Source organism: Brevibacillus sp. BD137, assembly GCF_041644655.1.
In the GTDB taxonomy this organism is placed as follows: Bacteria; Bacillota; Bacilli; order Brevibacillales; family Brevibacillaceae; genus Brevibacillus; species Brevibacillus brevis_D.
In genome coordinates this window covers 307,213-329,728 of sequence record NZ_JAOTNO010000006.1, presented here as the reverse complement: position 1 = coordinate 329,728, position 22,516 = coordinate 307,213, and the positions used below count along the sequence as shown (strand labels likewise).

At 48.6% G+C, this 22,516-nt stretch carries 21 protein-coding genes; 17 read left to right on the top strand and 4 right to left on the bottom strand.

Annotation, left to right across the window (positions count from 1 at the left end):
• Positions 1-158: 158 nt before the first annotated feature.
• The 5 genes from ilvB to leuB all read left to right on the top strand — a co-directional run bounded on the left by ilvB (position 159) and on the right by leuB (position 6,252).
• Positions 159-1,895, top strand: coding sequence for a biosynthetic-type acetolactate synthase large subunit (gene ilvB / locus ODZ53_RS16385; RefSeq protein WP_172140790.1), 1,737 nt, complete (start codon positions 159-161; stop codon positions 1,893-1,895).
• Between the two features lies 1 nt (position 1,896).
• Positions 1,897-2,403 carry an acetolactate synthase small subunit gene (gene ilvN / locus ODZ53_RS16380; RefSeq protein ID WP_016739051.1) on the top strand — a complete coding sequence of 169 codons (507 nt, stop codon included), beginning with the start codon at positions 1,897-1,899 and terminating at the stop codon, positions 2,401-2,403.
• A gap of 56 nt (positions 2,404-2,459) precedes the next feature.
• Positions 2,460-3,482, top strand: a complete 1,023-nt coding sequence (gene ilvC, locus ODZ53_RS16375) for a ketol-acid reductoisomerase (protein ID WP_012685345.1) — start codon at positions 2,460-2,462, stop codon at positions 3,480-3,482.
• A gap of 57 nt (positions 3,483-3,539) precedes the next feature.
• Positions 3,540-5,078, top strand: a complete 1,539-nt coding sequence (locus ODZ53_RS16370; protein ID WP_372678356.1) for a 2-isopropylmalate synthase — start codon at positions 3,540-3,542, stop codon at positions 5,076-5,078.
• Between the two features lie 79 nt (positions 5,079-5,157).
• On the top strand, positions 5,158-6,252 hold the full coding sequence (gene leuB / locus ODZ53_RS16365) for a 3-isopropylmalate dehydrogenase (RefSeq protein ID WP_372678354.1): 1,095 nt from the start codon (positions 5,158-5,160) through the stop codon (positions 6,250-6,252).
• A 72-nt stretch (positions 6,253-6,324) separates the two neighbouring features.
• Here the strand turns inward: leuB and ODZ53_RS16360 are convergent, their stop codons facing one another.
• Both ODZ53_RS16360 and ODZ53_RS16355 read right to left on the bottom strand, forming a co-directional pair.
• Positions 6,325-7,671: a TrkH family potassium uptake protein gene (locus tag ODZ53_RS16360; RefSeq protein ID WP_372678353.1), complete on the bottom strand. Its 1,347-nt coding sequence runs from the start codon at positions 7,669-7,671 to the stop codon at positions 6,325-6,327.
• Between the two features lie 88 nt (positions 7,672-7,759).
• A complete protein-coding gene (locus ODZ53_RS16355) occupies positions 7,760-9,202 on the bottom strand; it encodes an aminotransferase-like domain-containing protein (RefSeq protein WP_372678351.1) in 1,443 nt (480 codons plus the stop codon).
• A gap of 174 nt (positions 9,203-9,376) precedes the next feature.
• Here ODZ53_RS16355 and ODZ53_RS16350 point away from each other — a divergent pair, with 174 nt between their 5' ends.
• From ODZ53_RS16350 to ODZ53_RS16305, 10 genes are all read left to right on the top strand, one after another.
• Positions 9,377-9,883, top strand: coding sequence for a MogA/MoaB family molybdenum cofactor biosynthesis protein (locus tag ODZ53_RS16350; protein ID WP_372678349.1), 507 nt, complete (start codon positions 9,377-9,379; stop codon positions 9,881-9,883).
• Between the two features lie 121 nt (positions 9,884-10,004).
• Complete coding sequence (locus ODZ53_RS16345; protein ID WP_372678347.1) at positions 10,005-11,783, top strand: B12-binding domain-containing radical SAM protein; 1,779 nt, start codon at positions 10,005-10,007, stop codon at positions 11,781-11,783.
• A gap of 37 nt (positions 11,784-11,820) precedes the next feature.
• A complete protein-coding gene (locus tag ODZ53_RS16340) occupies positions 11,821-12,492 on the top strand; it encodes a DNA alkylation repair protein (RefSeq protein ID WP_372678345.1) in 672 nt (223 codons plus the stop codon).
• Between the two features lie 171 nt (positions 12,493-12,663).
• Positions 12,664-13,281, top strand: a complete 618-nt coding sequence (locus ODZ53_RS16335; RefSeq protein ID WP_199929155.1) for a DedA family protein — start codon at positions 12,664-12,666, stop codon at positions 13,279-13,281.
• A gap of 3 nt (positions 13,282-13,284) precedes the next feature.
• Positions 13,285-13,668 carry a DUF1294 domain-containing protein gene (locus ODZ53_RS16330; RefSeq protein ID WP_188067580.1) on the top strand — a complete coding sequence of 128 codons (384 nt, stop codon included), beginning with the start codon at positions 13,285-13,287 and terminating at the stop codon, positions 13,666-13,668.
• Positions 13,669-13,762: 94 nt separating this feature from the next.
• Entirely contained in the window at positions 13,763-15,043 is a 1,281-nt protein-coding gene (gene kynU, locus ODZ53_RS16325; protein ID WP_372678342.1) for a kynureninase, read from the top strand.
• Positions 15,044-15,174: 131 nt separating this feature from the next.
• A complete protein-coding gene (locus tag ODZ53_RS16320) occupies positions 15,175-16,716 on the top strand; it encodes a spore germination protein (RefSeq protein WP_064200977.1) in 1,542 nt (513 codons plus the stop codon).
• Positions 16,713-17,873, top strand: coding sequence for a GerAB/ArcD/ProY family transporter (locus tag ODZ53_RS16315; protein ID WP_372678340.1), 1,161 nt, complete (start codon positions 16,713-16,715; stop codon positions 17,871-17,873). Before ODZ53_RS16320 ends, ODZ53_RS16315 begins: the two co-directional genes overlap by 4 nt.
• On the top strand, positions 17,866-18,996 hold the full coding sequence (locus ODZ53_RS16310) for a Ger(x)C family spore germination protein (RefSeq protein WP_372678338.1): 1,131 nt from the start codon (positions 17,866-17,868) through the stop codon (positions 18,994-18,996). The genes ODZ53_RS16315 and ODZ53_RS16310 overlap by 8 nt, the downstream gene beginning before the upstream one ends.
• Before the next feature lie 13 nt (positions 18,997-19,009).
• The gene (locus tag ODZ53_RS16305; protein ID WP_372678336.1) at positions 19,010-20,140 is read left to right on the top strand and encodes a GerAB/ArcD/ProY family transporter; all 1,131 of its coding nucleotides are present in this window, start codon (positions 19,010-19,012) and stop codon (positions 20,138-20,140) included.
• Positions 20,141-20,182: 42 nt separating this feature from the next.
• Here ODZ53_RS16305 and sspI read toward each other — a convergent pair whose 3' ends face one another.
• Positions 20,183-20,419 carry a small acid-soluble spore protein SspI gene (gene sspI / locus ODZ53_RS16300; protein ID WP_012685360.1) on the bottom strand — a complete coding sequence of 79 codons (237 nt, stop codon included), beginning with the start codon at positions 20,417-20,419 and terminating at the stop codon, positions 20,183-20,185.
• A gap of 170 nt (positions 20,420-20,589) precedes the next feature.
• On the opposite strand from sspI, the gene ODZ53_RS16295 reads away from it, so the two are divergent.
• Entirely contained in the window at positions 20,590-21,243 is a 654-nt protein-coding gene (locus ODZ53_RS16295) for a potassium channel family protein (protein ID WP_007728524.1), read from the top strand.
• 4 nt (positions 21,244-21,247) lie between these two features.
• Complete coding sequence (locus ODZ53_RS16290) at positions 21,248-22,063, top strand: TrmH family RNA methyltransferase (protein ID WP_016739036.1); 816 nt, start codon at positions 21,248-21,250, stop codon at positions 22,061-22,063.
• Positions 22,064-22,131: 68 nt separating this feature from the next.
• Here the strand turns inward: ODZ53_RS16290 and ODZ53_RS16285 are convergent, their stop codons facing one another.
• Entirely contained in the window at positions 22,132-22,482 is a 351-nt protein-coding gene (locus ODZ53_RS16285; protein WP_372678333.1) for a hypothetical protein, read from the bottom strand.
• Positions 22,483-22,516 lie beyond the last annotated feature (34 nt).

Here is a 22,516-nt window from a genome sequence, read left to right as displayed (position 1 = left end):
GAGATCGGCTGACCGCGAGGCGCCGATAAAGTTGGGTGGTACCGCGAACCCTTTCGCCCCAAAAGACATGGAAATCGAACCGTGTCGGGGCGAAAGGGTTTTTCTATGTGTCTATAGTTATTTTCAATACCTGTTGGAATTGGGAGGAGGAGAGAGCAATGAGTGTTGAAATGGCCGAATTGCAGAAAAAGAACGGCATTCCACCGATTCAGTTCGGGGAAGAGGTGTCAGGAGCAGAAACACTGCTTCGCTGTTTGATCCTGGAGGAGGTCGAATACATTTTCGGCTATCCAGGCGGGGCGGTTCTCCCGATTTATGACTCCCTGTACGGGAGCTACTTCAAGCACATTTTGACTCGCCACGAGCAAGGCGCTATCCACGCTGCTGACGGATATGCCCGAGCGACTGGCAAACCGGGTGTATGTATCGCCACTTCTGGTCCGGGAGCAACGAACCTTGTAACAGGGATTGCAACTGCTCAGATGGACTCGGTTCCGCTAGTCTGCATCACGGGTAACGTGGCACAGTCACTGATTGGTACCGATGCGTTCCAAGAGGCGAACATTACGGGAATTACCATCCCGATTACAAAGCACAGCTACTTTGTCCGCGATATTCGCGATCTTCCGCGGATTGTAAAGGAAGCGTTCCACATTGCGACAACTGGACGCCCTGGCCCAGTATTGATCGACATTCCAAAAGACGTCGCCAATGAGAAGGCACCATTTACCTACCCGGATAAAGTGGAAATTCGCGGCTACCGCGCTTCACTCGTACCAAGCGACGAAGAAGTACAAGAGTTTGTCAAAGCCGTTAGCGAAGCGAAGCGTCCAGTCATTTTGGCGGGCGGGGGAATCATTGCAGCTCAAGCAGAGAAAGAATTGCGCGACTTTGCTGAAAAAACACGCATCCCGGTGATCAACACCTTCATGGGATTGGGCGGTTTCCCTGGAACACACGAGTTATCGTTGGCAATGCCGGGGATGCACGGAAATTACACAGCGAACCAAGCGCTCTTGAATGCGGATTGTGTGATTGGTCTGGGAGCACGCTTTGATGACCGGATCACGATGGGACGCACGAAGGAGTTCGCACCAAAAGCCCGCATCGTACACGTCGACATCGATCCAGCAGAGCTGGGGAAAAACGTAGACACAGCGGTAACAGTAGCGGGCGACGTGAAGAGCACGCTGGCAAAAGCAACTCCGCTCGCAAAAGCTTGTGATTCAGAAGCGTGGATCAGCCAGTTGAAAGAGTGGAAAGAACAATATCCGTACAAGTACAAAAAAGATGGCGACGTATTGAAGCCACAAGCAGTGATTGAACTCTTGTACAACTCCACAGATGGGGAAGCGATCGTCACAACAGACGTTGGACAACACCAGATGTGGACAGCTCAATACTATAAGTTCAAGCACCCGCGCTCCTTTATCTCTTCCGGTGGTCTCGGCACGATGGGCTTCGGCTTCCCGGCAGCAATTGGCGCACAGATCGCTCACCCAGATCGCACGGTAATCTCCGTCGTAGGGGATGGCGGATTCCAGATGACCAACCAGGAGCTGGCAATCGTCTCCCAATACAACATTCCGGTCAAAGTAGCGATTGTGAACAACCAGTGCTTGGGAATGGTTCGTCAATGGCAGGAGCTCTTCTACGATAACCGCTATAGCCAAATCGATCTGACATGCAGCCCGGATTTTGTCAAACTGGCCGAAGCATATGGCGTAAAAGGCTTGCGAGCACACACGCCAGAGGAAGCCGAAGCAGTTTGGGCAGAGGCACTTGCGCATGATGGACCAGTCGTGGTGGACTTCCGAGTTGCACAGGAAGAAAACGTATATCCGATGGTTGCATCAGGCAACACACTAGATCAGATGGAATTGGGGGACGATTAGGATGCAGCAACATACCATTTCCGTACTCGTCAACGACCAACCAGGCGTTTTGACTAGAGTGGCGACACTGTTCGGCCAACGCGGCTTCAACATCGACAGCATTACGGTGGGAGGCACGGAAGAACAGGGGCTGTCCCGGATGATCATTTCAACCGGGGGAGATGACCGCCAAATCAATCAGCTCATGAAGCAATTGCACAAGCTGATCGATGTCATCTCAGTCACGAATCTCAGCGAGAACCCTTTTGTTTCAAGGGAACTGGCACTGATAAAAGTGACGGCATCGCCCAGCCAGCTGGCAGAGTTAAACGGAATTGTCGAGCCGTTCCGTGCCGCGATCGTCGATGTGGGTCCTAGCTCACTGATCGTGCAAGTAACGGGTGACACCGAAAAGATTGATGCGCTGCTTGTACTATTACAAAGCTACGGCGTTATTGAATTGACAAGAACAGGTTCAGTAGCGATGGCGCGCAGTATTGTTCCAGCAACAGCCGCAGCAACGGTTTAAATTGAAAAATTTCAGAATAGAAATTCAAACTAAACATTTTTAGGGAGGCTATACAAATGGTAAAAATGTATTATGAAGCGGACGTAAAACAAGAGGTACTGCGTGGAAAAACAATCGCAATCATCGGTTACGGTAGCCAAGGTCATGCACAAGCACAAAACCTGCGCGATAGCGGTTATAAAGTAGTGGTGGGTCTTCGTCCAGGTAAATCTTGGGATGTTGCAGCGAAAGACGGTTTTGAAGTTTTGACTGTAGCAGAAGCAACCAAACGCGCTGACGTAGTACAAATCCTGATGCCGGATGAGCGTCAAGCACAAGTATACCGCGACGAGATCGCTCCAAACCTGAAATCCGGCGCTGCACTTTGCTTCTCACACGGATTCAACATCCACTACGCGCAAATCGTGCCACCAGCTGATGTAGACGTAATCATGGCAGCTCCAAAAAGCCCGGGTCACCTTGTTCGTCGCGTATACCAAGAAGGCTTCGGTGTACCTGGTTTGATCGCAATTTACCAAGATGCAACTGGCAACGCGAAAGATCTGGCACTCGCATACTCCAGCGGTATCGGTTGCACAAAAGCAGGCGTAATCGAAACTTCTTTCCGTGAAGAGACAGAAACAGACCTGTTCGGTGAGCAAGCAGTATTGTGCGGTGGCGCAAGCGAGCTGGTAAAAGCGGGCTTCGATACATTGGTGGAAGCAGGTTATGCTCCTGAGATCGCCTACTTCGAGTGCTTGCATGAGCTGAAGCTGATCGTTGACCTGATGTACGAGGGTGGCTTGGCTCGTATGCGCTACTCCATCAGTGACACGGCTGAGTACGGTGACTACAGCACAGGTCGTCGCATCATCACAGATGAGACTCGCAAAGAAATGAAAAAAGTACTGGCAGAAATCCAAGATGGTACATTTGCTCGCAATTGGATCTTGGAAAACCAAGCAAACCGTCCTGGCTTCACTTCCCGTCGCCGTCTGGAATCCGAGCATGGTATCGAGGTAGTAGGGGAGCAGCTGCGTGGCATGATGTCTTGGATCAACAAAGATACGAAAAAAGAAGAAGTGAAAATCGGTCAATAAATAGGTGTGTAAAAAATGTATATATAATGTAGGGAAAAATGTGGAGGTGAAAAGTTCATGCGGACCATTGAGATTTTTGATACGACTCTGCGCGATGGGGAGCAGTCTCCGGGCGTCAATATTAGCACGAACGAAAAGGTGGAGATCGCCCTTCAACTCGAGAAGCTGGGCGTAAACAGAATGGAGGCGGGCTTCGCTGCTGCCTCCCCTGGTGACCAAAAGTCTGTGGCCGAAGTTGCAAAACGGGTGAAGAATGCAACCGTCGTCAGTCTGGCTCGTGCCGTAAAAGACGACATGGATAAGGCATACGAAGCGCTTCGCAACGCACAAAACGCTTCCCTCCACGTCTTTCTCGCAACATCTCCGATTCACCGTCAGTTCAAGCTGAACATGAGCAAGGAAGAAGTCCTTGCTCGGGCGGTGGAAGCGGTCACCTATGCGAAAAAGTATTTTACGGAAGTTCAGTTTTCCGCAGAGGATGCGGCGCGTACCGAGATCGACTTTTTGGCAGAGGTTGTAGAGGCGGTCATCAAGGCAGGGGCTACCACAGTAAATATTCCAGATACGGTAGGTTACATGACGCCGTATCAATACGGAAACATTTTCCGAGAGCTGAAAAAACGCGTGCCTTCTACTGATCTGATTCGCCTGAGCTGCCATTGCCATGATGACCTCGGGATGGCAGTCGCCAACAGTCTTGCTGCTGTCGAGGGTGGAGCTACGCAAGTAGAGGGTACCATTAATGGAATCGGAGAGCGCGCAGGAAATGCTGCTCTGGAAGAAGTGGCGCTTGCCTTGGAGACACGCAAGGATTACTACCAGGCGACGACCAAGCTGAATTTGAAAGAAATCGCACGGACCAGTCAGCTGGTAAGCCGTTTGACAGGGATGATCGTGCCAGGAAATAAAGCAGTCGTGGGTGCAAATGCGTTTGCGCACGAATCCGGTATTCACCAGGATGGTGTGTTAAAAGAGGTCACTACGTACGAAATTATCCGTCCGGAATCGGTTGGATTCAAGTCAAACAAACTGGTTCTCGGCAAGCACTCTGGCCGTCATGCTTTCAAAGAAAAGTTGGTTGATCTGGGTTATCACTTGGAGCAAGAAGAGGTAAACGCAGCGTTTGCAGCATTTAAAGTATTGTGCGACAAGAAGAAAGAAATTACGGATGATGACATCCTCGCATTAGTCGATTCCAAGATGGTTCGCGGACCTGAAGCGTTCCAGCTGGAATCCTTGCAGCTCGCTTACGGCAACATTTCCGTTCCGACAGCGAGTGTGCGACTGGTTCGTGCCGACGGATCGGTATGCGAAGAAGCCGCATGTGGAAATGGATCGGTTGATTCTATCTACAAAGCCATTGACCGTGCTACCGGAGAAGAAGTCTCTCTTGTCGACTACAAAATTCTTTCTGTTACCCATGGACAAGATGCGTTGGGTGAAGTGTTCGTACGCCTTCAACAGGACGATCTGATCGTAACAGGACGCGGTGTGAGTACGGATGTGCTGGAAGCAAGTGCCATTGCCTATGTACGGGCAGTCAACAAGATTATGGAGCGGCGAGGCGAGCCTACTCCTGTCAGTGCAACGATATAAAGATAGGGTTTAAAGTGGATAGGATCATAGGAACCAGCAGCGTTCGGAAACCATTACGTATAGAAAAGCGGGATAAACGATGAAGAAAAACTATCGCATCGCCGTTCTTCCTGGAGACGGTATTGGACCAGAAATCATGCAGGAAGCGGTCAAAGTCCTTACACTCGTAGGGGAACTTGAAGGTGTCACTTTTACATGTGAAGAAGGCCGGATCGGTGGGATCGCAATCGATACGGATGGAACACCGTTGCCAGAAGAAACGGTAGCGTTGGCAAAGCAAGCGGATGCTGTGCTCTTGGGAGCCGTTGGCGGACCGAAGTGGGATCAGAATCCTGGGCATCTTCGTCCAGAAACAGGGCTACTCGGTATTCGCAAAGCACTCGGATTGTTTGCGAACATTCGCCCAGCTACCATGCACAGCTCTCTGGTGGATGCGTCCACCCTCAAGCCAGAAGTCGTTTCTGGCGTTGACTTGATCGTTGTACGTGAACTGACCGGGGGGATTTACTTCGGTGAGAAAAAACGCTATGACGGTCCAAACGGTGAAGTCGCAGAAGATCAGTGCATCTATCATGAAGCGGAAGTCGAGCGAATCATTCGAGTTGGCTTCGACGTTGCCCGCAAACGCCAAAAGCGTCTCGTGTCTGTAGATAAGGCAAACGTCCTCGAAAGCTCCCGCCTCTGGCGGAAGGTAGCCGAGCGAGTAGCGGCTGACTATCCAGATGTAGAGCTGTCTCACCAGTTGGTAGACTCTTGCGCGATGCAACTCGTGCGTGAACCAAAACAGTTTGACGTCATCGTGACAGAAAACATGTTTGGCGACATCTTGAGTGATCAGGCAGCGATGCTGACTGGTTCGATTGGAATGCTGTCCTCGGCGAGTCTGGCAGCTGGCAGCTTTGGCCTGTATGAACCGGTTCATGGCTCTGCCCCTGACATTGCTGGAAAAGGCATTGCCAATCCGCTGGCAACCATTCTGTCCGTAGCGATGATGCTTCGTCTCTCTCTCGGAATGGATGAAGCGGCAGCAGCGGTGGAAAACGCAGTTTGGTCCGTACTGGAAGCAGGACATCGCACGGGCGATATCGCAGCAGACAGAAGCAAAGCGATTGGTACAATCGAGATGGGCCAACTGGTTCGCGACGAGCTGTCCAAACAGTGGCAAACACAATAAATCATACACAAAACGAAACCCTGCCAAAGTCCTTCGGGTGCTCTGGCAGGGTTTTCTCCATGATGATACGACTTATCCGATCGTGATCTTCCCTTTTGGATAGCGGAAGTACTCCTTTTGCTTGCGTTGTGCGAGGGCAAAGGCAATGGTGAGAGGCCCTACCCGACCGGCAAACATCGTCAATACGATCAAGGTTTTCCCGATTGGAGTCAGATGAGGAGTTAGCCCCATGGACAATCCAGTCGTAGCAAACGCAGAAGTGACCTCGAACAGGATCATCTCGAATCGGGCACTTGTCTCTGTAATGGAAAGCACCATCGTCATGACAAGGACAATAAACAAGGAGATTATCGTCAATGTCAGCGATTTGTAGACCATGTGAGGCAGGATGCGTTGCCGGAAGAAGATCACGTCTTCTTTTCCTTTCATTTGGGCGACAACAGCACCAATCAGTGTGGCGAATGTCGTCGTCTTGATACCGCCACCCGTTGATCCTGGGGAAGCACCGATGAACATTAAGAGAATCATGAGGAATAGGGATGACTGATACATGTCACCGATATTCAAGGTGTTCGAACCTGCCGTACGTGCTGTCACTGATTGATAAAGAGAGCCAAGCACTTTGCCCATCATAGACAAAGGCTGCAAGGTCTTCGGATTCGCATACTCCAAAATAAAGATCAGAGCAGTTCCTGCGACAACTAATATCCCGGTCGTAGACAAAACGACCTTCGTATGTAGAGAAAGACGGCGCGTTTGACGGTAATCGTACAGCTCACTCACAACCATGAAGCCGATCCCGCCGAGGATGATCAGCAGACAGACAACGAGCGTGACGACCGGGTCATCTACGTAGGCTGTCAAGCTGGCGAATTCCCCCATCAAGTCAAAGCCAGCATTATTAAAGTTAGAAATTGCATGAAAAAAGCCGAAGTAGATCGCTTTAGGCAATGGGAAATCAAAGGCAAAGCGTATAGAGAGAAGCACACCGCCGATCAGCTCAGTGAGGGCAGTAAAGATCAGGATCATTTTGGCCAAACGAACGATACCTTCCATCGACATCTGATTCAGAGATTCTTGCAGAATGAGTCGCTCGCGCAAAGAGATCTTTTTGCGCATGATTAGTGCGAAAAAGGTAGCGAACGTCATAAAGCCGAGTCCGCCAATTTGGATGAGCGATAAAATGACGAGTTGACCAAAGGTAGTGAAAGTCGTTCCGGTATCGACGACAACCAAGCCTGTTACACATGTAGCAGAGGTGGCTGTAAACAGCGCATCAAGCCAATGCAGACCAAGTCCATCAGCTGTAGCGACCGGGAGTGTCAAAAGCAGCGCTCCCAAGAAGATAATCAAGGAAAACCCAAGAACAAGCGTTTTTGGTGGATCAAGGTGAAGCTTTTCTACGATTTTTTTAATCATAGCAGGTTATACCTCGGCTTTTTTTTGAGTCTAGTGAAAAGGAAAAGAGGGAAATCCATTTCTTAGTATGGCATTTCCCTTGGAAAACTTACCGAAGTAGAGCAGCCCCCAATCGGTGAAGCCAATGCTTCAACTCTCGTTCTTCCAGTGGAGCGAGTGGAAAACGGACAGCCGGGCAGCGCAGAATGTCGGTGGGCTCATCTGCTACGCGAAAAGCATGACCGCCTGTCAGCTCGAGTCCTTCCTCACGCAGAATAGCGACGACTCTCTCTTCTTGTTCGGTTGCTCTTGCGGTTGGCGTACCCCATTTGATCCACGTATTTAATCCCCCTGAAATGGGGTACATCCGCACATGATCAGGGAGTGCCTGACGTTTTTCCTGCCACAATCGCAGGAAGCGGGTCTGGAACAGGGCGCGACGATCCGTCAGAAACTCTTCATAAAACCATGGATCATCGAGGAGGCGAACGGCGGACTCCACGACGAGCAAGGATGGCTCAGCTCCTGTCATGGAAACAAGCTGACTGTAGCGCTCCAACTCATCATCCGATAAATCAGAAGGAAGCATCAATACGCCCAATTGCAGATCGCGAGCCAGCGTTTTGGACAACGAATGCAGATAGTAGACCTCCACAGGGCTTTTTGCCTGTGCAGCCATCTGGTACAGCGGAACACTTGGTTCTTCAAACCAGAGGTCGCCATAATGGTCATTTTCCACAAGACGTACGTTATAGCTTTGCGCCCATTCGAGCAGATCTTCCTTTCTTTTCAACGAATAGCTGATACCGGTAGGAAATTGATAATGCGGGTTAATCAAAAGCCAATTCGCCGGGTAATGCTCCTGCTCTTCTGTGAGAGCTTGAATACAAACGCCTTCTTCATCCATGCGAATCGGGCGAACGGTAATTCCGCACTGACTCAACAGGCGAAGAAAAACGGGATAGCTGTACTCCTCCACATAGACGACATCACGTGAATTCATGACACGCTGGGCAAGAAAGGCGAAGCCGCTTGTGCTTCTATTAAAAAGCAGGAGGCGCTCAGGTGAGTGAGGAAGCCCCCGACGGCCGAGGTGATCGGCAAAAACCTTGGCAGCTTGTGTACGCCTGATTTTCTTTTGCGCGGACGGTTCATCCAATACGGTGAGGCTCTCATAAAAGGCACCACGCAATCGTTTCACCAGCTCTTCGCTAGGACGAGGGGAGGAATCAGCTAGGGAAGCGATCGGAATATCTGTGAGCGGGAGGCGATTTTCCAAACGAGCTTCTTTGGCAAGCTGCGTCAAGTAATAACCTTTGCCGTGCACAGCTTCCAGCCAGCCTTCCAACGCAAGATGATCGTATGCTTTTTTGACTGTCTCCAACGAGCAGCCGCTAATTGTTTTCATATCTCGCAGCGATATCAATTGTTGTCCATCTACAAGAAAGGCACCACGCAGAATCGCTGTTTTCAATTGTTCAGCGAGTTGTACATAGATCGGTGTGTGCGATTGTTTGTGGAAATGAAAAGAAAAATATGGTCGCTCTGGCATTCGCGCACGCCTCCTTGTCAGTCAAAAAAATAGCAGTCATCAGCATTATATAGGAAAGGGAAGCATCTCGGGTATAGGGAGTAAAGAAATTGTTGCCGGAACGACGAGGGTATTGGAAACCGGAACATGATATCATGAGAAGAGATATATATTGAAGAAATGAGGAAAATACGGATGAGTACGCAGGAACACAAGGCGCTATCGCCCAAGCAAGTCACATGCATGGTCATCACCGTTTCCGATACCCGGACAGTGGATACAGATAAAAGCGGGCAATTAATGAAGCAACTATTGACTGAAGCAGGTCACAGCGTTGCGCTTTATCAAATAGTAAAGGACGAGCCTGTACAGGTCATAGCTGCGATTGAAGCAGGAATCGCACATGAAGACGTTCAAGTCATTCTTCTCAATGGCGGTACGGGCATTTCGCCCCGAGACAATACCTTTGAGGCTGTTTCTGGCTTGCTCGATAAGGAAATGCCAGGATTTGGGGAGCTGTTTCGGATGTTGAGCTTTACAGAAGACATCGGTTCGGCAGCGATGCTCAGTCGTGCGATTGCAGGGACGCGGAAAGGGAAAATGATTTTTTCCACGCCAGGTTCGACAGGTGCGGTGCGACTGGCGATGAATCGGTTGATCGTGCCGGAGCTGGGGCATGTGGTGCGTGAATTAAACCGTTAACGATTTGCCGTTACTAGCCTCGTATGGTACTGTTACGAAAGGAAAAAGATCGGTCAGACCTGAACCATCGATTGCAGATGGTTTTTTGGTGCCGAATTTTGCAAGGAGAGTAGACCCATCTATGAAGATTTTACTATCGACTTTAAACGCCAAGTTTATTCACTCCTCACTCGCTTTGCGTTATTTGCGAAGCTATGCTCAGGAAGCATTTCCTTCGATTGAGCTGGTGGAGTATACCATCAACGATGTGACGTTAAATATAGTAGCAGATATACACAAGCGCAAGCCCGATGTCGTTGCATTTTCCTGTTATATCTGGAACATTCGTGAGACCCTCAGTGTCATGCGCACGCTGAAAAAGATTTGCCCGGATGTTCCGATTATCCTCGGCGGACCAGAAGTGACCTATGATGCGGACGAATGGATGAAGAAGCATCCTGAAATCGATGTCATCTGCATTGGTGAAGGGGAGCAAACCTTCTTGGAGCTTTTGCAGGTGTACCAGGAATCATTGCAAACCAAGCAGCCTCCGCGCTTGCGTGATGTAGCCGGAATCGCTTATCGCGAAGAGGAGTACGTGCGTTTTTCTATGCCGCGTGCGCAGGTTGAAGAGATGGACAGCATTCCTTCCCCATACGCGGATCATCTGGACGAGCTGAACAACCGCGTTGTCTATTTCGAGGCATCCCGTGGCTGTCCGTTCAAATGCCAATACTGTCTGTCCTCGATTGAAGACGGCGTACGCTATTTCAGTCTGGAACGAGTGAAAGAAGACCTCATGCGTTTGATCAATCACGGCGTCAAAACGATCAAGTTCGTGGATCGAACGTTTAACATCAATAAGAAATATGCGTTGGAAATCTTTCAGTTTTTGATCGACAACCACAATGGCACGGTCTTTCAATTTGAGATCACGGCAGACATTTTGCGCGCGGACGTACTCGACTTCTTGACCGAGAACGCACCTCCAGGCATTTTCCGCTTCGAGATTGGGGTTCAGTCCACGAATGATGAGACCAACCGCCTTGTTCAGCGGATTCAGCGCTTCGATCGCCTTGCGCGTACAGTGACACAGATCAAGGATTCGAAAAAAATCGATCAGCATTTGGACTTGATCGCTGGTTTGCCTGAGGAAGATTATGCGTCCTTCCGTAAAACCTTCAATGACGTGTTTGGTTTGCGCCCGGAAGAACTTCAGCTCGGCTTTTTGAAAATGCTGCGCGGGACAGGTGTTCGTGCGCGAGCGGCTAATCACGGCTATGTTTTTATGGATGAGGCTCCTTACGAAATTTTAGGGAACAACGTCCTTTCCTTTGATGACATGCAAAAAATCAAGCGTGTAGAAGACATTTTGGAAAAGTACTGGAACGCGCACCGGATGGACTATACAGTGGAGTGGCTCTTGGCGAATCAGTTCGAAACGGCTTTTGACTTCTTCCAGGCATTTGGTGATTATTGGGAAAACCAAGGTTGGGGCCGAATCGGTCATCAATTAGAGGATTTGTTCGTACGTTTGCAGAAGTTTTTGCAATTCCAGGAAGTGGATGGCATGGGTCATGTGCTTAGCATGATGAAATTCGATTTCCTGCGCAACCAGAAGCATCGCCCGCGCAAGCTGTGGTGGGAGGATGTCATGGACAAGGAAGAGATGCAGCAGACGTTTGCTGTCCTAACTGAGCAGCGTGAGCGACTCCGCGAAGATTTTGCGGCACATGCTGCGTTGGAAAAAGATTATTTCAAACACACGCTGACTGCCAAGGTGACCTTTGATATTGAAAAATGGATGGAGACCGGTGAGCTTGTCGAGGGAGATTTTACACTCGTCGTGTATTATCCGTACAAAGACGAAGAGCAAAATGCTTTTGCCGTCGTCAAGCAGGACGTCCAAGCAGTAGGCTAAACCACCGGATGATCAGATGGGGTGGGAGGAGACGCGGATGAACGCAAGTGAGTATACGGAGGCTGTCGAGGAACGGTTGCGTGCACATAGTGATTCGATTGTGGCTGGCCCCATGGCGCAGTACATGAAAAATCATTTTCCTTTTCTGGGGATAAAATCACCACAGCGCAAAGAACTGACCAAACAAATCTTTCGTGATTATGGTGTACCCGAAGATTGGGAGCAGGTCGTTCGTTCCCTGTGGGCTTTTCCAGCGCGAGAGTACCAGTATGTAGCGCTTGACGTACTCGAGAAGTCCAAAAAGCGTCTCACCCCTGACCATCTCCCGTTCGTTGTCGAACTGATCACGACAAAATCGTGGTGGGATACCGTCGATTATCTGGCTTCCCATACAACGGGCAAATTGTTCGCCGTACATCCCGAACTGATCGAACCGAATGCGACAGCCTGGATGGATGGGACCAACATGTGGCTGCAACGAACGGCAATTTTATTTCAATTGTCGTACAAGGACAAGACCGATCAGCGGCGGCTCTTTTCTTTGGTGGAAAGATGCGCAGATTCCAAAGAGTTTTTTATTCAGAAGGCAATCGGCTGGGCGTTGAGAGAGTATGCGAAAACAAATTCCAAAGCCGTACGTGAATTTGTAGAAGCGACTCCACTTGCGAGTTTGTCCAGGCGTGAAGCGCTCAAGCATCTATCAGGATAGGGTTGTCTGTTGTATCTGTGCTTGATAAAATACGCAAATCTATTGCACAATAAACAAGTACCTTTTTTGAGGTTCATAACGTAATACATAGAGTCAGATATCGTGCGATGCCATAGCTGCTAGTATGTCAAGAAATGACCGCACTGTGGCAAGGATAGGGGATTTTGCCTCATGGAAGTCGACCTGCTAATGTCCATCATAGAGCAATACGGCTACGTAGCGATTTTTTTCATGCTTTGGCTGGGGATTGTAGGCTTGCCGATTCCCGATGAGCTGGTTGTCGCTACAGGAGGATTTCTTGCCTCCATTGGCATGTTAAACCCTTGGTATTCTTTTTTGTCGGGATATTTAGGGGTTGCCTCCGGATTGACGATTGGCTTTTTACTTGGAAAGTACTTTGGGAAACCGATATTGCAGTGGCTGTGCAAAACCGAGAAAATGAGGAACGCCGTGAATCGATCAACGAGCTTGCTGGAGAAGTATGGAACTACTGCTCTTTGTATCAGCTACTTATTTCCGGTTGTCCGTCATGTCGTACCTTATTTGGTCGGGCTTGGTGGTATGACGTTCCGGCGTTATGCGGTGCTGTCATATCCGATCGGGTTGATTTGGACCATCGCCTTTTACTTTCTCGGCCATGTATTCGGTAATAATGTGGAAGCCATTATCGAGGTCATCCGTAAATACGGTTTCTACGCTTTGCTGGTGATCGTGATTGTATTGGCTGTAGTATTTTTCGTACGCAAGCAATTTATGGCAAATCGGGCATATCGGGCAAAAGGAGAATAAGAAATGTACCATCAACAATTAGCTGCCCACCGCCGCAATTTCATGTTGGTGCTCGTTATTAGTTGGGCCCTCCTCTTGGTCGGATACTTCAATTCGAATGTTTGGGTGCTGGCGGCAGGAGCTTTACTGGTGAATGGCTATGCTTATTACCTGATGCAGGCAGACAAGCGTCTGGCTAAAGAAAAAGGTTTTCGGGTTCCAGAAATGAGCCTTTTTTTGGTCGCATTTTTAGGAGGAGGGATTGGGGCGTTTGAGGGTATGCTCATTCAACGGCATAAGACCAAGCATACCTCTTTTCGCATTCTGCTCCCGCTCTTTTGCATCGCGCAAATCTTGCTAGTCATTTGGGGAATACAACTATATTTGGATAAGAATCTCGTGTCGTAGGTGGCACGGGATTTTCTTTTTGTAAAAAGGATTCTCTTGTTTGAAAATTCAGCCTATAATGGAAGTAACGATGGAACAAGCTGAGGAGGTAGTTATGTCTCAATCGAGCGGCTTAACGAAAGCGTACGCACAGCAATTGGATGCACAGGATGAACTCGCGAGCTATCGCGAAGAGTTTTATTTGCTTCCGAGCCTGTATTTGGATGGAAACTCGCTTGGACTCATGTCAAAAAGAGCGGAAAAGAGCGTCATGGATATGATGCAGTCTTGGAAGGAGCTTGGTGTGGAAGGCTGGACAACGGGTCGTCATCCGTGGTTTTTCTTTTCGGAGAAATTGGCAGAGATGAGCGCGGCGCTTGTAGGGGCAAGCCCGGAGGAAGTGATCGTCACGGGATCTACGACGATCAACCTGCATCAGCTGGCAGCTACCTTCTATCGTCCTGTTGGGAAGAGGTCGAAGGTCGTTGCCACCGAACTGGATTTCCCTACGGATATATACGCACTCCAGAGTCAAATGAAGCTCCACGGGCTGGACCCGGAAGAGCATTTGGTTCGGGTAGCGTCAAGAGATGGTCGCCTGATCGAAGAAGAGGATATTATCGATGCGATGACGGATGAAGTAGCACTCGTTGTCCTTCCTACCGTCCTGTATCGCAGTGGCCAGCTGCTCGATATCGAACGGTTGACAGCAGCCGCACATGAGAGAGGCATTCTGATTGGTTTTGACGGATGTCACTCTGTAGGAGCGATCCCGCACTCCTTCAGTAAATTGGGAGTGGACTTTGCCTACTGGTGCAACTACAAATACCTAAATGCGGGACCTGGAAGCGTGGGCAGCCTATATGTCAATCGAAAGCATTTTGGCAGGACTCCTGGATTGGCGGGATGGTTCAGCTCGAAAAAGGATAAGCAATTTGACATGGATCATACGCTGGAGGCATGCGAAAGTGCGGGCGCTTACCAGATCGGTACCCCACATATGCTGAGTCTCGCCCCACTGCTTGGTTCGTTGGAAATGTTCCAGGAGGTGTCCATGGAAAAGCTTCGTACCAAGTCGCTCGGCTTAACGCGGTTCATGATGGATTTGATCGAGGTGGAGCTGGCAGACATGGAATTTACGATTGCGAACCCACAGCAGGACGATCGGCGAGGTGGGCATGTTAGCCTTGAGCACGAAGAGGCCATACGTATATGCAAGGCCTTGAAGGAAGCGGGCATTATTCCTGACTTCCGTGCCCCAAACATCATCCGGTTAGCCCCCGTTGCTTTCTATACGACTTATACAGAGGTTTGGGAAAGTGTCCAGATCTTAAAGGCGATCATGCTGGAGAAGAGCTACGAGAAATTTGAAAACAAGCGCGAGGTAGTCGCTTAACAGGTCCGACTTAGGTTGGACCTGTTTTTCTTTTGTAATACGCCATTACGGATTTCCTTTCCATTATTGGGCACACTATCCGTACCTGTAGACAGTCTACATTCTACATTCCATGGATAAGGGTGAGCAGCTTGAGCCAGTTTTTTCAAGCATGGAAAAAAAGAAAAGAAGCCCTCCAGTCAAAAACGTTGGAGCAGCACTCCGACAAGAGCATGGAAAGCGTATCGGATGTTGCGCTTACGACAAATGTGGAGGAAAACATCCAATTGATTCAAGCGCAGCTTGGAAAGTGTGACGATCTCGTTGTTCGTCGTTTTCAAACGAAGACAAAGACGCAAGCCGCTATCGTTTTTATAGATGGCATGGTGGATCGAAATGTCATCAGTGATTTTATTATTCGCTATATGACGACTCCCGATATCACCTATAATGATCCGGCGACAAATGAGCTGGATTTGACAGACAAACTGAGGCAGATCGTCCGAAATATTTTGTCTGGATGTGCGGTACTGATCCTCGATGGATGTCAAAATGCTTATTTGAATAACACGAGAGGTTGGGACAGGCGTTCAGTGGAGGAGCCTCAGACGGAATCCGTCGTACGAGGGCCACGCGATGGTTTTTGTGAGACGTTGTGCGTGAATTCAGCACTGATCCGCTTCCGCTTGAAGGACCCAAATCTCAGAGTGAGACATATGGTTGTCGGAGAACGAACGCAGACTGACATTTACATCATGTACGTCGAGGGTATTGCGTATCCCCCGATGGTAGAGGAAGTGATTGCGCGAATCGAGAGTAATGTTCGGGTGGATTCTGTGCTGGAGAGCGGGTACATCGAACAAATGATCCAGGATCGGAGATGGTCTCCATTTCCGCAGATTCAAAATACGGAGCGCCCGGACAAAGTAGTGGCCAATCTTTTAGAAGGGAAGGTAGGCATTCTGGTAGATGGGACTCCGTTCGGATTGATTGCTCCGGCTGTTTTTTCGCAGTTTTATCAGAGTCCTGAGGATTATTACGAGCGGTTTTATATCGCGACCTTGATTCGTTTCATTCGGATTATCAGTATCAGCATTGCCTTGTTGTTGCCGTCTCTTTATATCGCTTTTAGTTCGTTTCATCCTGAGATGATCCCTTCTCGACTGGTTATAGCGATGGCAGCAGGACGATCTACCGTTCCCTTCCCTTCTTTAATCGAAGCTCTGTCTATGGAGTTGGCCATTGAAATATTGAGGGAAGCGAGTGTGAGGCTGCCGGGGCCAATCGGTCCTACGATTGGGATTGTTGGGGCACTCGTGGTTGGGGAAGCAGCGGTAACGGCTGGGCTCGTCAGTCCTGTCATGGTGATCATCGTGGCTGTAACGACAATTGGCTCGTTTGCATCCCCAAGTTACAGTGCAGCGATTGCTATACGCATGCTCCGCTTTCCGGTAATGATTCTGGCAGGAATGTTTGGTCTATACGGTATTATGCTGTTTTTGATTGTCATCCTCATTCATTTGTCTTCCCTGAAATCGTTTGGAGTGCCCTATATGAGCCCGCTTAGTCCGCTCAACCTGAATGGAATGAAGGACTTGTTCATACGGGCACCCCATCACATGTTGAAAACAAGACCAATGATGTTTCATGTTCAAGATAAAATCCGGATCAGAGAGGAGGATAACCAGAAATGAACAGGAGGGAAGGGCACGGCTGGCACCAGACTCTATCGATGTGGCAGCAAATTTGTCTCATGACAAGTACCTTAATCGGTGTCGGAGTTTTGACCCTTCCTCGCACAACCAGTTCGAAATTATATGAGGCAGGCTGGATCGCCCCTTTGATTGGTTCAGCAGGTGCGTATGTCTCCTTATGGCTAATTGTCAAATTGAGCAAGCGTTATCCAGGGGAAACCTTTATTGAATACAGTCACAAGGTGTGGGGATCTGCCAAACGGCCGTGGGTGGGAAAAGTTTTCAGCCTTCCTTGGATTTGTATCTATCTGGTATACCTGTATTTCTCCACGGCCGTCGTCTCGCGTGTATTTGGGGAAGTAGTTGTCACATCCGTTCTGTTGCAGACTCCGTTGGAAGTTATGCTCATGACGATGTTTTTGTTGATACTATTCTTGTGTATGCATGAGGTGGAAGTAGTAGCGCGAGTGAACGAGCTGCTGTTTCCTTTTATTATCTTTCCCCTTCTTTTTATCGCGATTGCGTCATTTCAAAAGTCGGAAATTGGGAATCTCCTGCCGATTAATCATGTGTCGATCCGATCAATGGTAGAAGGAGTGTACGAAGGAATTTATTCCTATTCCGGTTTTGAAATTATGTTCATCTTTTTCGCCTATGCGCAACAAAACACGAACAGGGAATTAGCGGGATTGTACAGTTTATTGATTGCCGCATCACTCTACATGTTGATTGTGGTTGCGGGTATTTCGGTGTTTGGTTACGAAGAGCTGCAAAGGGTGACGTGGCCGACACTAGAGTTGGTCAAGACGACTCAGGTGCCTGGATTGATCTTGGAACGATTGGAGTCCGCTTTTTTGGCAGTGTGGGTTTCGGCTGTTTTTACTACGGTAGCCAATGCGTATTACGTAGTGGTTTATTCATTGAGACAGTTGTTTCGTAAAGGAATCAGGTTTCAAAGAATCGCGGCTTCTGTCCTTCTCATCCCTTTATTCTTCTTTGCCCTCATTCCACAAAATATCACGGAAGTATTCAGTATGGCGTCGTTCCTGGGGTTGTCTAGCCTGGTCATTAATTTGTTGATCCCTGTCGTTTACTGGGTAGCAATCCTCATCCGCGACATGGTGACCCGACGAGAGGGGCGGAATATCGATGGGTAAGTCTCTTAGATACTTCGCTGTGTTGATCATCTCTACAATCCTGCTGGCAGGGTGCTGGGACAGACGTGAATTGGAAGAGCGCGCATCGGTGTTGGCCATTGCGATAGATCAGGATGAAGAAAACGAAAATCTGTATAAAATGACCGTTCAAATTCCTATTCCCATCAAAATCGCGGGGAGTAGCGGGAAGGGCGGAGGAAATAATGCGGATGCCGTGAAGATCATGAGCGTGACAGGAAGAACGGTGACAGATGCTTCCAACAACTTGCAAATGCGGCTAAACCAACGATTGTTTCTTGGACATACGCGTATCCTTGCCGTAAGTGAGGAGATCGCTAGAAAGGGAATCCAAGACATCATGGACAGTTTTCGTCGAGAACCGCAAATACGGCGACTTCTGTGGCCCATCGTCGTGAAGGGCAAGGCGGCTACCTTGCTGGAAATCAAACCGAGAATCGAGCCGATTCCAGTCGTCTATATGATGGGGCTGATCGAAAATGGCATGAAATTAGGAAGAATTCCAGACCAAACGTTGGGCGACTATTTCAATCAGACCTCTAATCTAACCATGGAGCCGTTTTTGAATTATGTAGAGGCAAGAAATAATGAGGTGAGCTGGAAAGGGGTTGCTGTTTTTCGCGGACACAAAATGGTGGGGATATTGGATCACGTGCAGTCATGGGTATTACTTCAGCTGCGAAATGAAAAACCAGGTGGAGACATTGTGATTCCCTTGCCGAAAACCAAGAACGGATATGTGAGCTTTCGTCCGCATTTTGCAAAAAAAAAGGTGATCATTCACAAATCCACTTCCGCTACCTATCAATGCGAGCTCCAAGGAGACATTGTCGAACTTACAGAAAACCTGAAAATGCCTCCAGAGCAATTCATCCTACAAATGCAAGCGCTTATTAAAAAAGAAATGGAGAACCGCGCAAAGAAGCTCTTGCAGCAATTACAAAAGCAGTACAATAGTGACATTTTGAAACTGGGCCTTACACTGCGTGCGAAGCATTACCAAGACTACTGGAAAACTCACAATTGGAAGCAAGATTTCAAGGATTTTCCGATTCGTGTTACATACACAATCAAGCTGCGCCGTCTTGGTATGGAAATGCAATAGGAGAGCGATCACTGTGGAGAATCAGAAACGGAATTTTGGTACCTGGCAACTGACAAGCATTATGGTCAGTTCGATGATCGGGGTGGGTATCCTCATCATCCCTAGAACAGCAACCGAACTTCTTCATCAAATGGGGTGGTTGGGCCCCGTTGTAGGTGCTTTGATAGCATCCGTGGCTGTGGCGGCTATCGTTTATTTAGGCAACCAGTTTCCAGGTCTTACCTTTGTTGAATTTATGCCGAAGATATTTGGTGTTGCCATCGGTACCCTGTGTATATTTCTTTTCATACTCTATCAGTTCCTTAATGCGGGCATCACAGCCAGATTGTTCGGGGAAGTCGTCGTGACCTCCGTATTGCCGCAAACCCCACTGGAAGTAATTATTATCACGCTGCTATTGTTGGTCGTGTTTCTTTGTTGTCATGAGATTGAAGTTGTGGCAAGGGTAAATGAGCTGTTAATTCCTTTCCTCCTTTTGCCGTCTCTCTTGATTCCGCTCGTCTCCTTCATGAACGCAGATTGGTACAATTTATTGCCATTCCGATTCGAGTCATGGACAAACGTCGCGAAAACGGGGCTGAATACGTATACGCTCTACACTGGGTATGAGTTGTTAATGGTTTACTTTGCCTTCGCTATTCCAGGGGCAAGGCTTGGGGTGGCTAGCATGACAGGTATGAGCTTTGCTCTTGTCGTTTATCTGATTACAGTTGTCGCAGGCATTACTGTATTTGGCTATGAAGAATTGCAGAGGATGGTGTGGCCTACACTTGAACTGGTCAAGGTAACGCAGAAAACCGGCTGGTTTTTGGAGCGTTTTGAGTCCGCCTTTCTTGCGATTTGGGTTGCTTCCGTATTTACAACGATCGGGAATATGCTTTACGCGACGATTTTTTCATTGCGGCGCTTGTTTCACAAAGGCATTCGTTTTCAGCAAATCACCGCGATTGTGATTATGGTGCCTCTTTTTTTCCTAACGTTAGTGCCGCAAAATATAGTGGAGCTGTTTTCTTATACACAGCATTTGACCAATGTAGGATATTTGATCACCATCATTATCCCTATCTTGCTGGCAATCACTCAATTCATACGCAATCAGTTCAACAAAGGTCGAGAAGTGAACAATGAAAAGGGAGGGACATAGGAGCCCCTCCCTTTGTAGCATGTCTGTTCGAAGAAGAAATGGTTAGATTGGCTTTTCGGCTTGCTCAGGCAAGTGTTCCGCGATAGTCGTAATCATGGATTGACGTGAGGAAGCATCGCTGTTTTGCCACAGAACTTCAAACAAAACCCCTAACCCCGGCAGTGTCTTCTCCTGACCGCTTGAGATAGCATCACTGATGGTCTCTTCCACTTCGTTTGGATCTGAGCCTTGCATTTTGTACATGATCGCTTGACGTAAATTGAGTGAGGCAATATTCATGACCGCGCTTGCACCTCTCTTGTGAGAATGAATTCAAGAAATAGTATTTGTAAACGCTGATTTGTCATACCATGCTTTTCGTACAAAACGTTCATGCCCGTTTTGTGGGGGATGTTTTGGTTGTGCTATAATGCTTGTTATTGGTAAGTTCCGTAAAGGGGAAGATTAACATGTCCAAGCAATTTGCCATTATTGGGATGGGACGCTTTGGTTCTAGCGTGGCGAGAACGCTGTACGAGATGGATTATGAAGTGATGGGTATAGATGAGAACGAGGAGCGTATTAACGAAAATATTCAGTACGTAACGCACGCGGTAGCAGCTGATTCAACGGATGAACGCGCCTTGAAGGAAATCGGCATCCGTAATTTTGACGTAGTTGTCGTGGCCATTGGGGTCGATATTCAGGCGAGTATCCTAACGGTGTTGACGCTGAAAGACCTGGGTGTCAAAAAGATCGTGGCAAAAGCTCAGAATGAGCGTCATGGACAAGTATTGTACAAGGTGGGAGCTGACCGTGTCGTATTCCCTGAGCGTGACATGGGAGTTCGGGTCGCCCACAATCTAATCTCTTCTAACGTACTTGACTTTATTGAGCTGGCAGAGGACTACAGCGTAGCGGAGGTAGTCGTGTCGTCCAAGCTGGTCGGTCAAAACTTGCGCCAACTGGATATTCGGAAAAAATACGAGGTCAACGTGATTGCCATCAAAAGCGGAGATAAATTCAATATCGCTCCTAGCCCGGATGAAGTAATCCAATACGGCGACGTGCTTGTGGTGATCGGGAACAACAAAGACTTACGCGAATTTGAGGAGCGGGCATAGGTTTATGACAAATGAAATCATTACTTCAGTACAAAACCCTCTGGTAAAGCGATTGCACCAGTTGTTATCACGGAAAGGACGGGAAGAGCAGCAGCGTTTTCTCGTGGAAGGGGCGCATCTGGTAGAAGAGGCGCTAAAAAGTGGGGCGGAGGTAGTCACGGTGATTTACGATCAGCAGCGTGACATGGACCCTGCTTGTCAGCGTGCTTTGGCTAATCATCCGGAAGCTGTTCAGGTCATTGCTGCGTCAGAGACAGTGCTGGCGAAGCTGTCCGAAACGAAGTCACCGCAAGGAATTGTGGCCGAAGTGAAAAAAACAGCAGCAGATTGGGCAAAATGGGTGGATCAGAAGAGAGAGGAACAAGGAAGCTTACTGCTCCTCTTTTTGGACGAAATACAAGACCCGGGCAACCTCGGCACGATTTTGCGCACAGCGGAAGCGGCTGCAATCGATGGTGTCGTACTGGGGAGTGGCAGTGTCGACATTTACAATGGAAAAGTGGTACGGGCAACAATGGGAGCACTGTTCCGCATCCCGGTATTTACGCAATCGTTAGTTGACACGGCTGATGAATGGAAGGCAAAGGGAGGGAGAGTTCTCATTTCTTCGTTGGAGCAAAACAGTGTTTCCTATGACGAGGCTGATTATGCGGGTCTGACGGCACTGGTTATCGGCAATGAAGGAAGAGGCGTCTCCAAAGAGATGTTTGCCAAAGCTGATCAATTCGTCCACATTCCGCTTTACGGCGGAGCGGAGTCACTGAATGCAGCGGTTGCGGCAGGAATATTTGTCTATGAGGCACAGCGCAAAAGAAGATAATAAGTAAAGCCGACATCCTCGAGAAGAATAAGGATGATCGGCTTTGTTTGTGTGATCCACTGAAATGATTACATGGGACCTACATTAAAATGGAAGATATACACTTGCGTGCCACCGTAATAGACATCAACCCTATAGTAGCCTGGAGACGATGCAATCACTCGGCCTTGGGAATCGATGCTGATCCCACCTGGTGTCGACTCGTAGGAGATGAGATTCGTATGGTTGCCGGTCGGGAGTCTGTCATAAATAGGGTTTTGATAAATGTCCAGATTAACGTTGACTTCTGTAATGCTTGACATGGCAACCACTGCCTGCGATGGCTTGTTCGAAACCTCGGCAGCACTTGCACCAGCTTGCCCAGTCAAAAGCAACGGGATTCCCAGCAGACTTGACGTGATAAGATTCCACTTTTTCACAAGAATCACTCCTTTGCATTAGATAGCTAAAATA

Bases quoted from the DNA above. Each gene is read 5' to 3' on its own strand.
- ilvN (WP_016739051.1), top strand. From the start codon at position 1,897: ATGCAGCAACATACCATTTCCGTACTCGTCAACGACCAACCAGGCGTT.
- leuB (WP_372678354.1), top strand. From the start codon at position 5,158: ATGAAGAAAAACTATCGCATCGCCGTTCTTCCTGGAGACGGTATTGGA.
- ODZ53_RS16295 (WP_007728524.1), top strand. From the start codon at position 20,590: ATGTCCAAGCAATTTGCCATTATTGGGATGGGACGCTTTGGTTCTAGC.
- ODZ53_RS16290 (WP_016739036.1), top strand. From the start codon at position 21,248: ATGACAAATGAAATCATTACTTCAGTACAAAACCCTCTGGTAAAGCGA.
- ODZ53_RS16360 (WP_372678353.1), bottom strand. From the start codon at position 7,671: ATGATTAAAAAAATCGTAGAAAAGCTTCACCTTGATCCACCAAAAACG.
- ilvC (WP_012685345.1), top strand. From the start codon at position 2,460: ATGGTAAAAATGTATTATGAAGCGGACGTAAAACAAGAGGTACTGCGT.
- ODZ53_RS16310 (WP_372678338.1), top strand. From the start codon at position 17,866: ATGGGTAAGTCTCTTAGATACTTCGCTGTGTTGATCATCTCTACAATC.
- ODZ53_RS16345 (WP_372678347.1), top strand. From the start codon at position 10,005: ATGAAGATTTTACTATCGACTTTAAACGCCAAGTTTATTCACTCCTCA.
- ODZ53_RS16370 (WP_372678356.1), top strand. From the start codon at position 3,540: ATGCGGACCATTGAGATTTTTGATACGACTCTGCGCGATGGGGAGCAG.
- ODZ53_RS16335 (WP_199929155.1), top strand. From the start codon at position 12,664: ATGGAAGTCGACCTGCTAATGTCCATCATAGAGCAATACGGCTACGTA.
- ODZ53_RS16340 (WP_372678345.1), top strand. From the start codon at position 11,821: ATGAACGCAAGTGAGTATACGGAGGCTGTCGAGGAACGGTTGCGTGCA.
- ODZ53_RS16315 (WP_372678340.1), top strand. From the start codon at position 16,713: ATGAACAGGAGGGAAGGGCACGGCTGGCACCAGACTCTATCGATGTGG.
- sspI (WP_012685360.1), bottom strand. From the start codon at position 20,419: ATGAATATTGCCTCACTCAATTTACGTCAAGCGATCATGTACAAAATG.
- kynU (WP_372678342.1), top strand. From the start codon at position 13,763: ATGTCTCAATCGAGCGGCTTAACGAAAGCGTACGCACAGCAATTGGAT.
- ODZ53_RS16355 (WP_372678351.1), bottom strand. From the start codon at position 9,202: ATGCCAGAGCGACCATATTTTTCTTTTCATTTCCACAAACAATCGCAC.
- ODZ53_RS16330 (WP_188067580.1), top strand. From the start codon at position 13,285: ATGTACCATCAACAATTAGCTGCCCACCGCCGCAATTTCATGTTGGTG.
- ilvB (WP_172140790.1), top strand. From the start codon at position 159: ATGAGTGTTGAAATGGCCGAATTGCAGAAAAAGAACGGCATTCCACCG.
- ODZ53_RS16350 (WP_372678349.1), top strand. From the start codon at position 9,377: ATGAGTACGCAGGAACACAAGGCGCTATCGCCCAAGCAAGTCACATGC.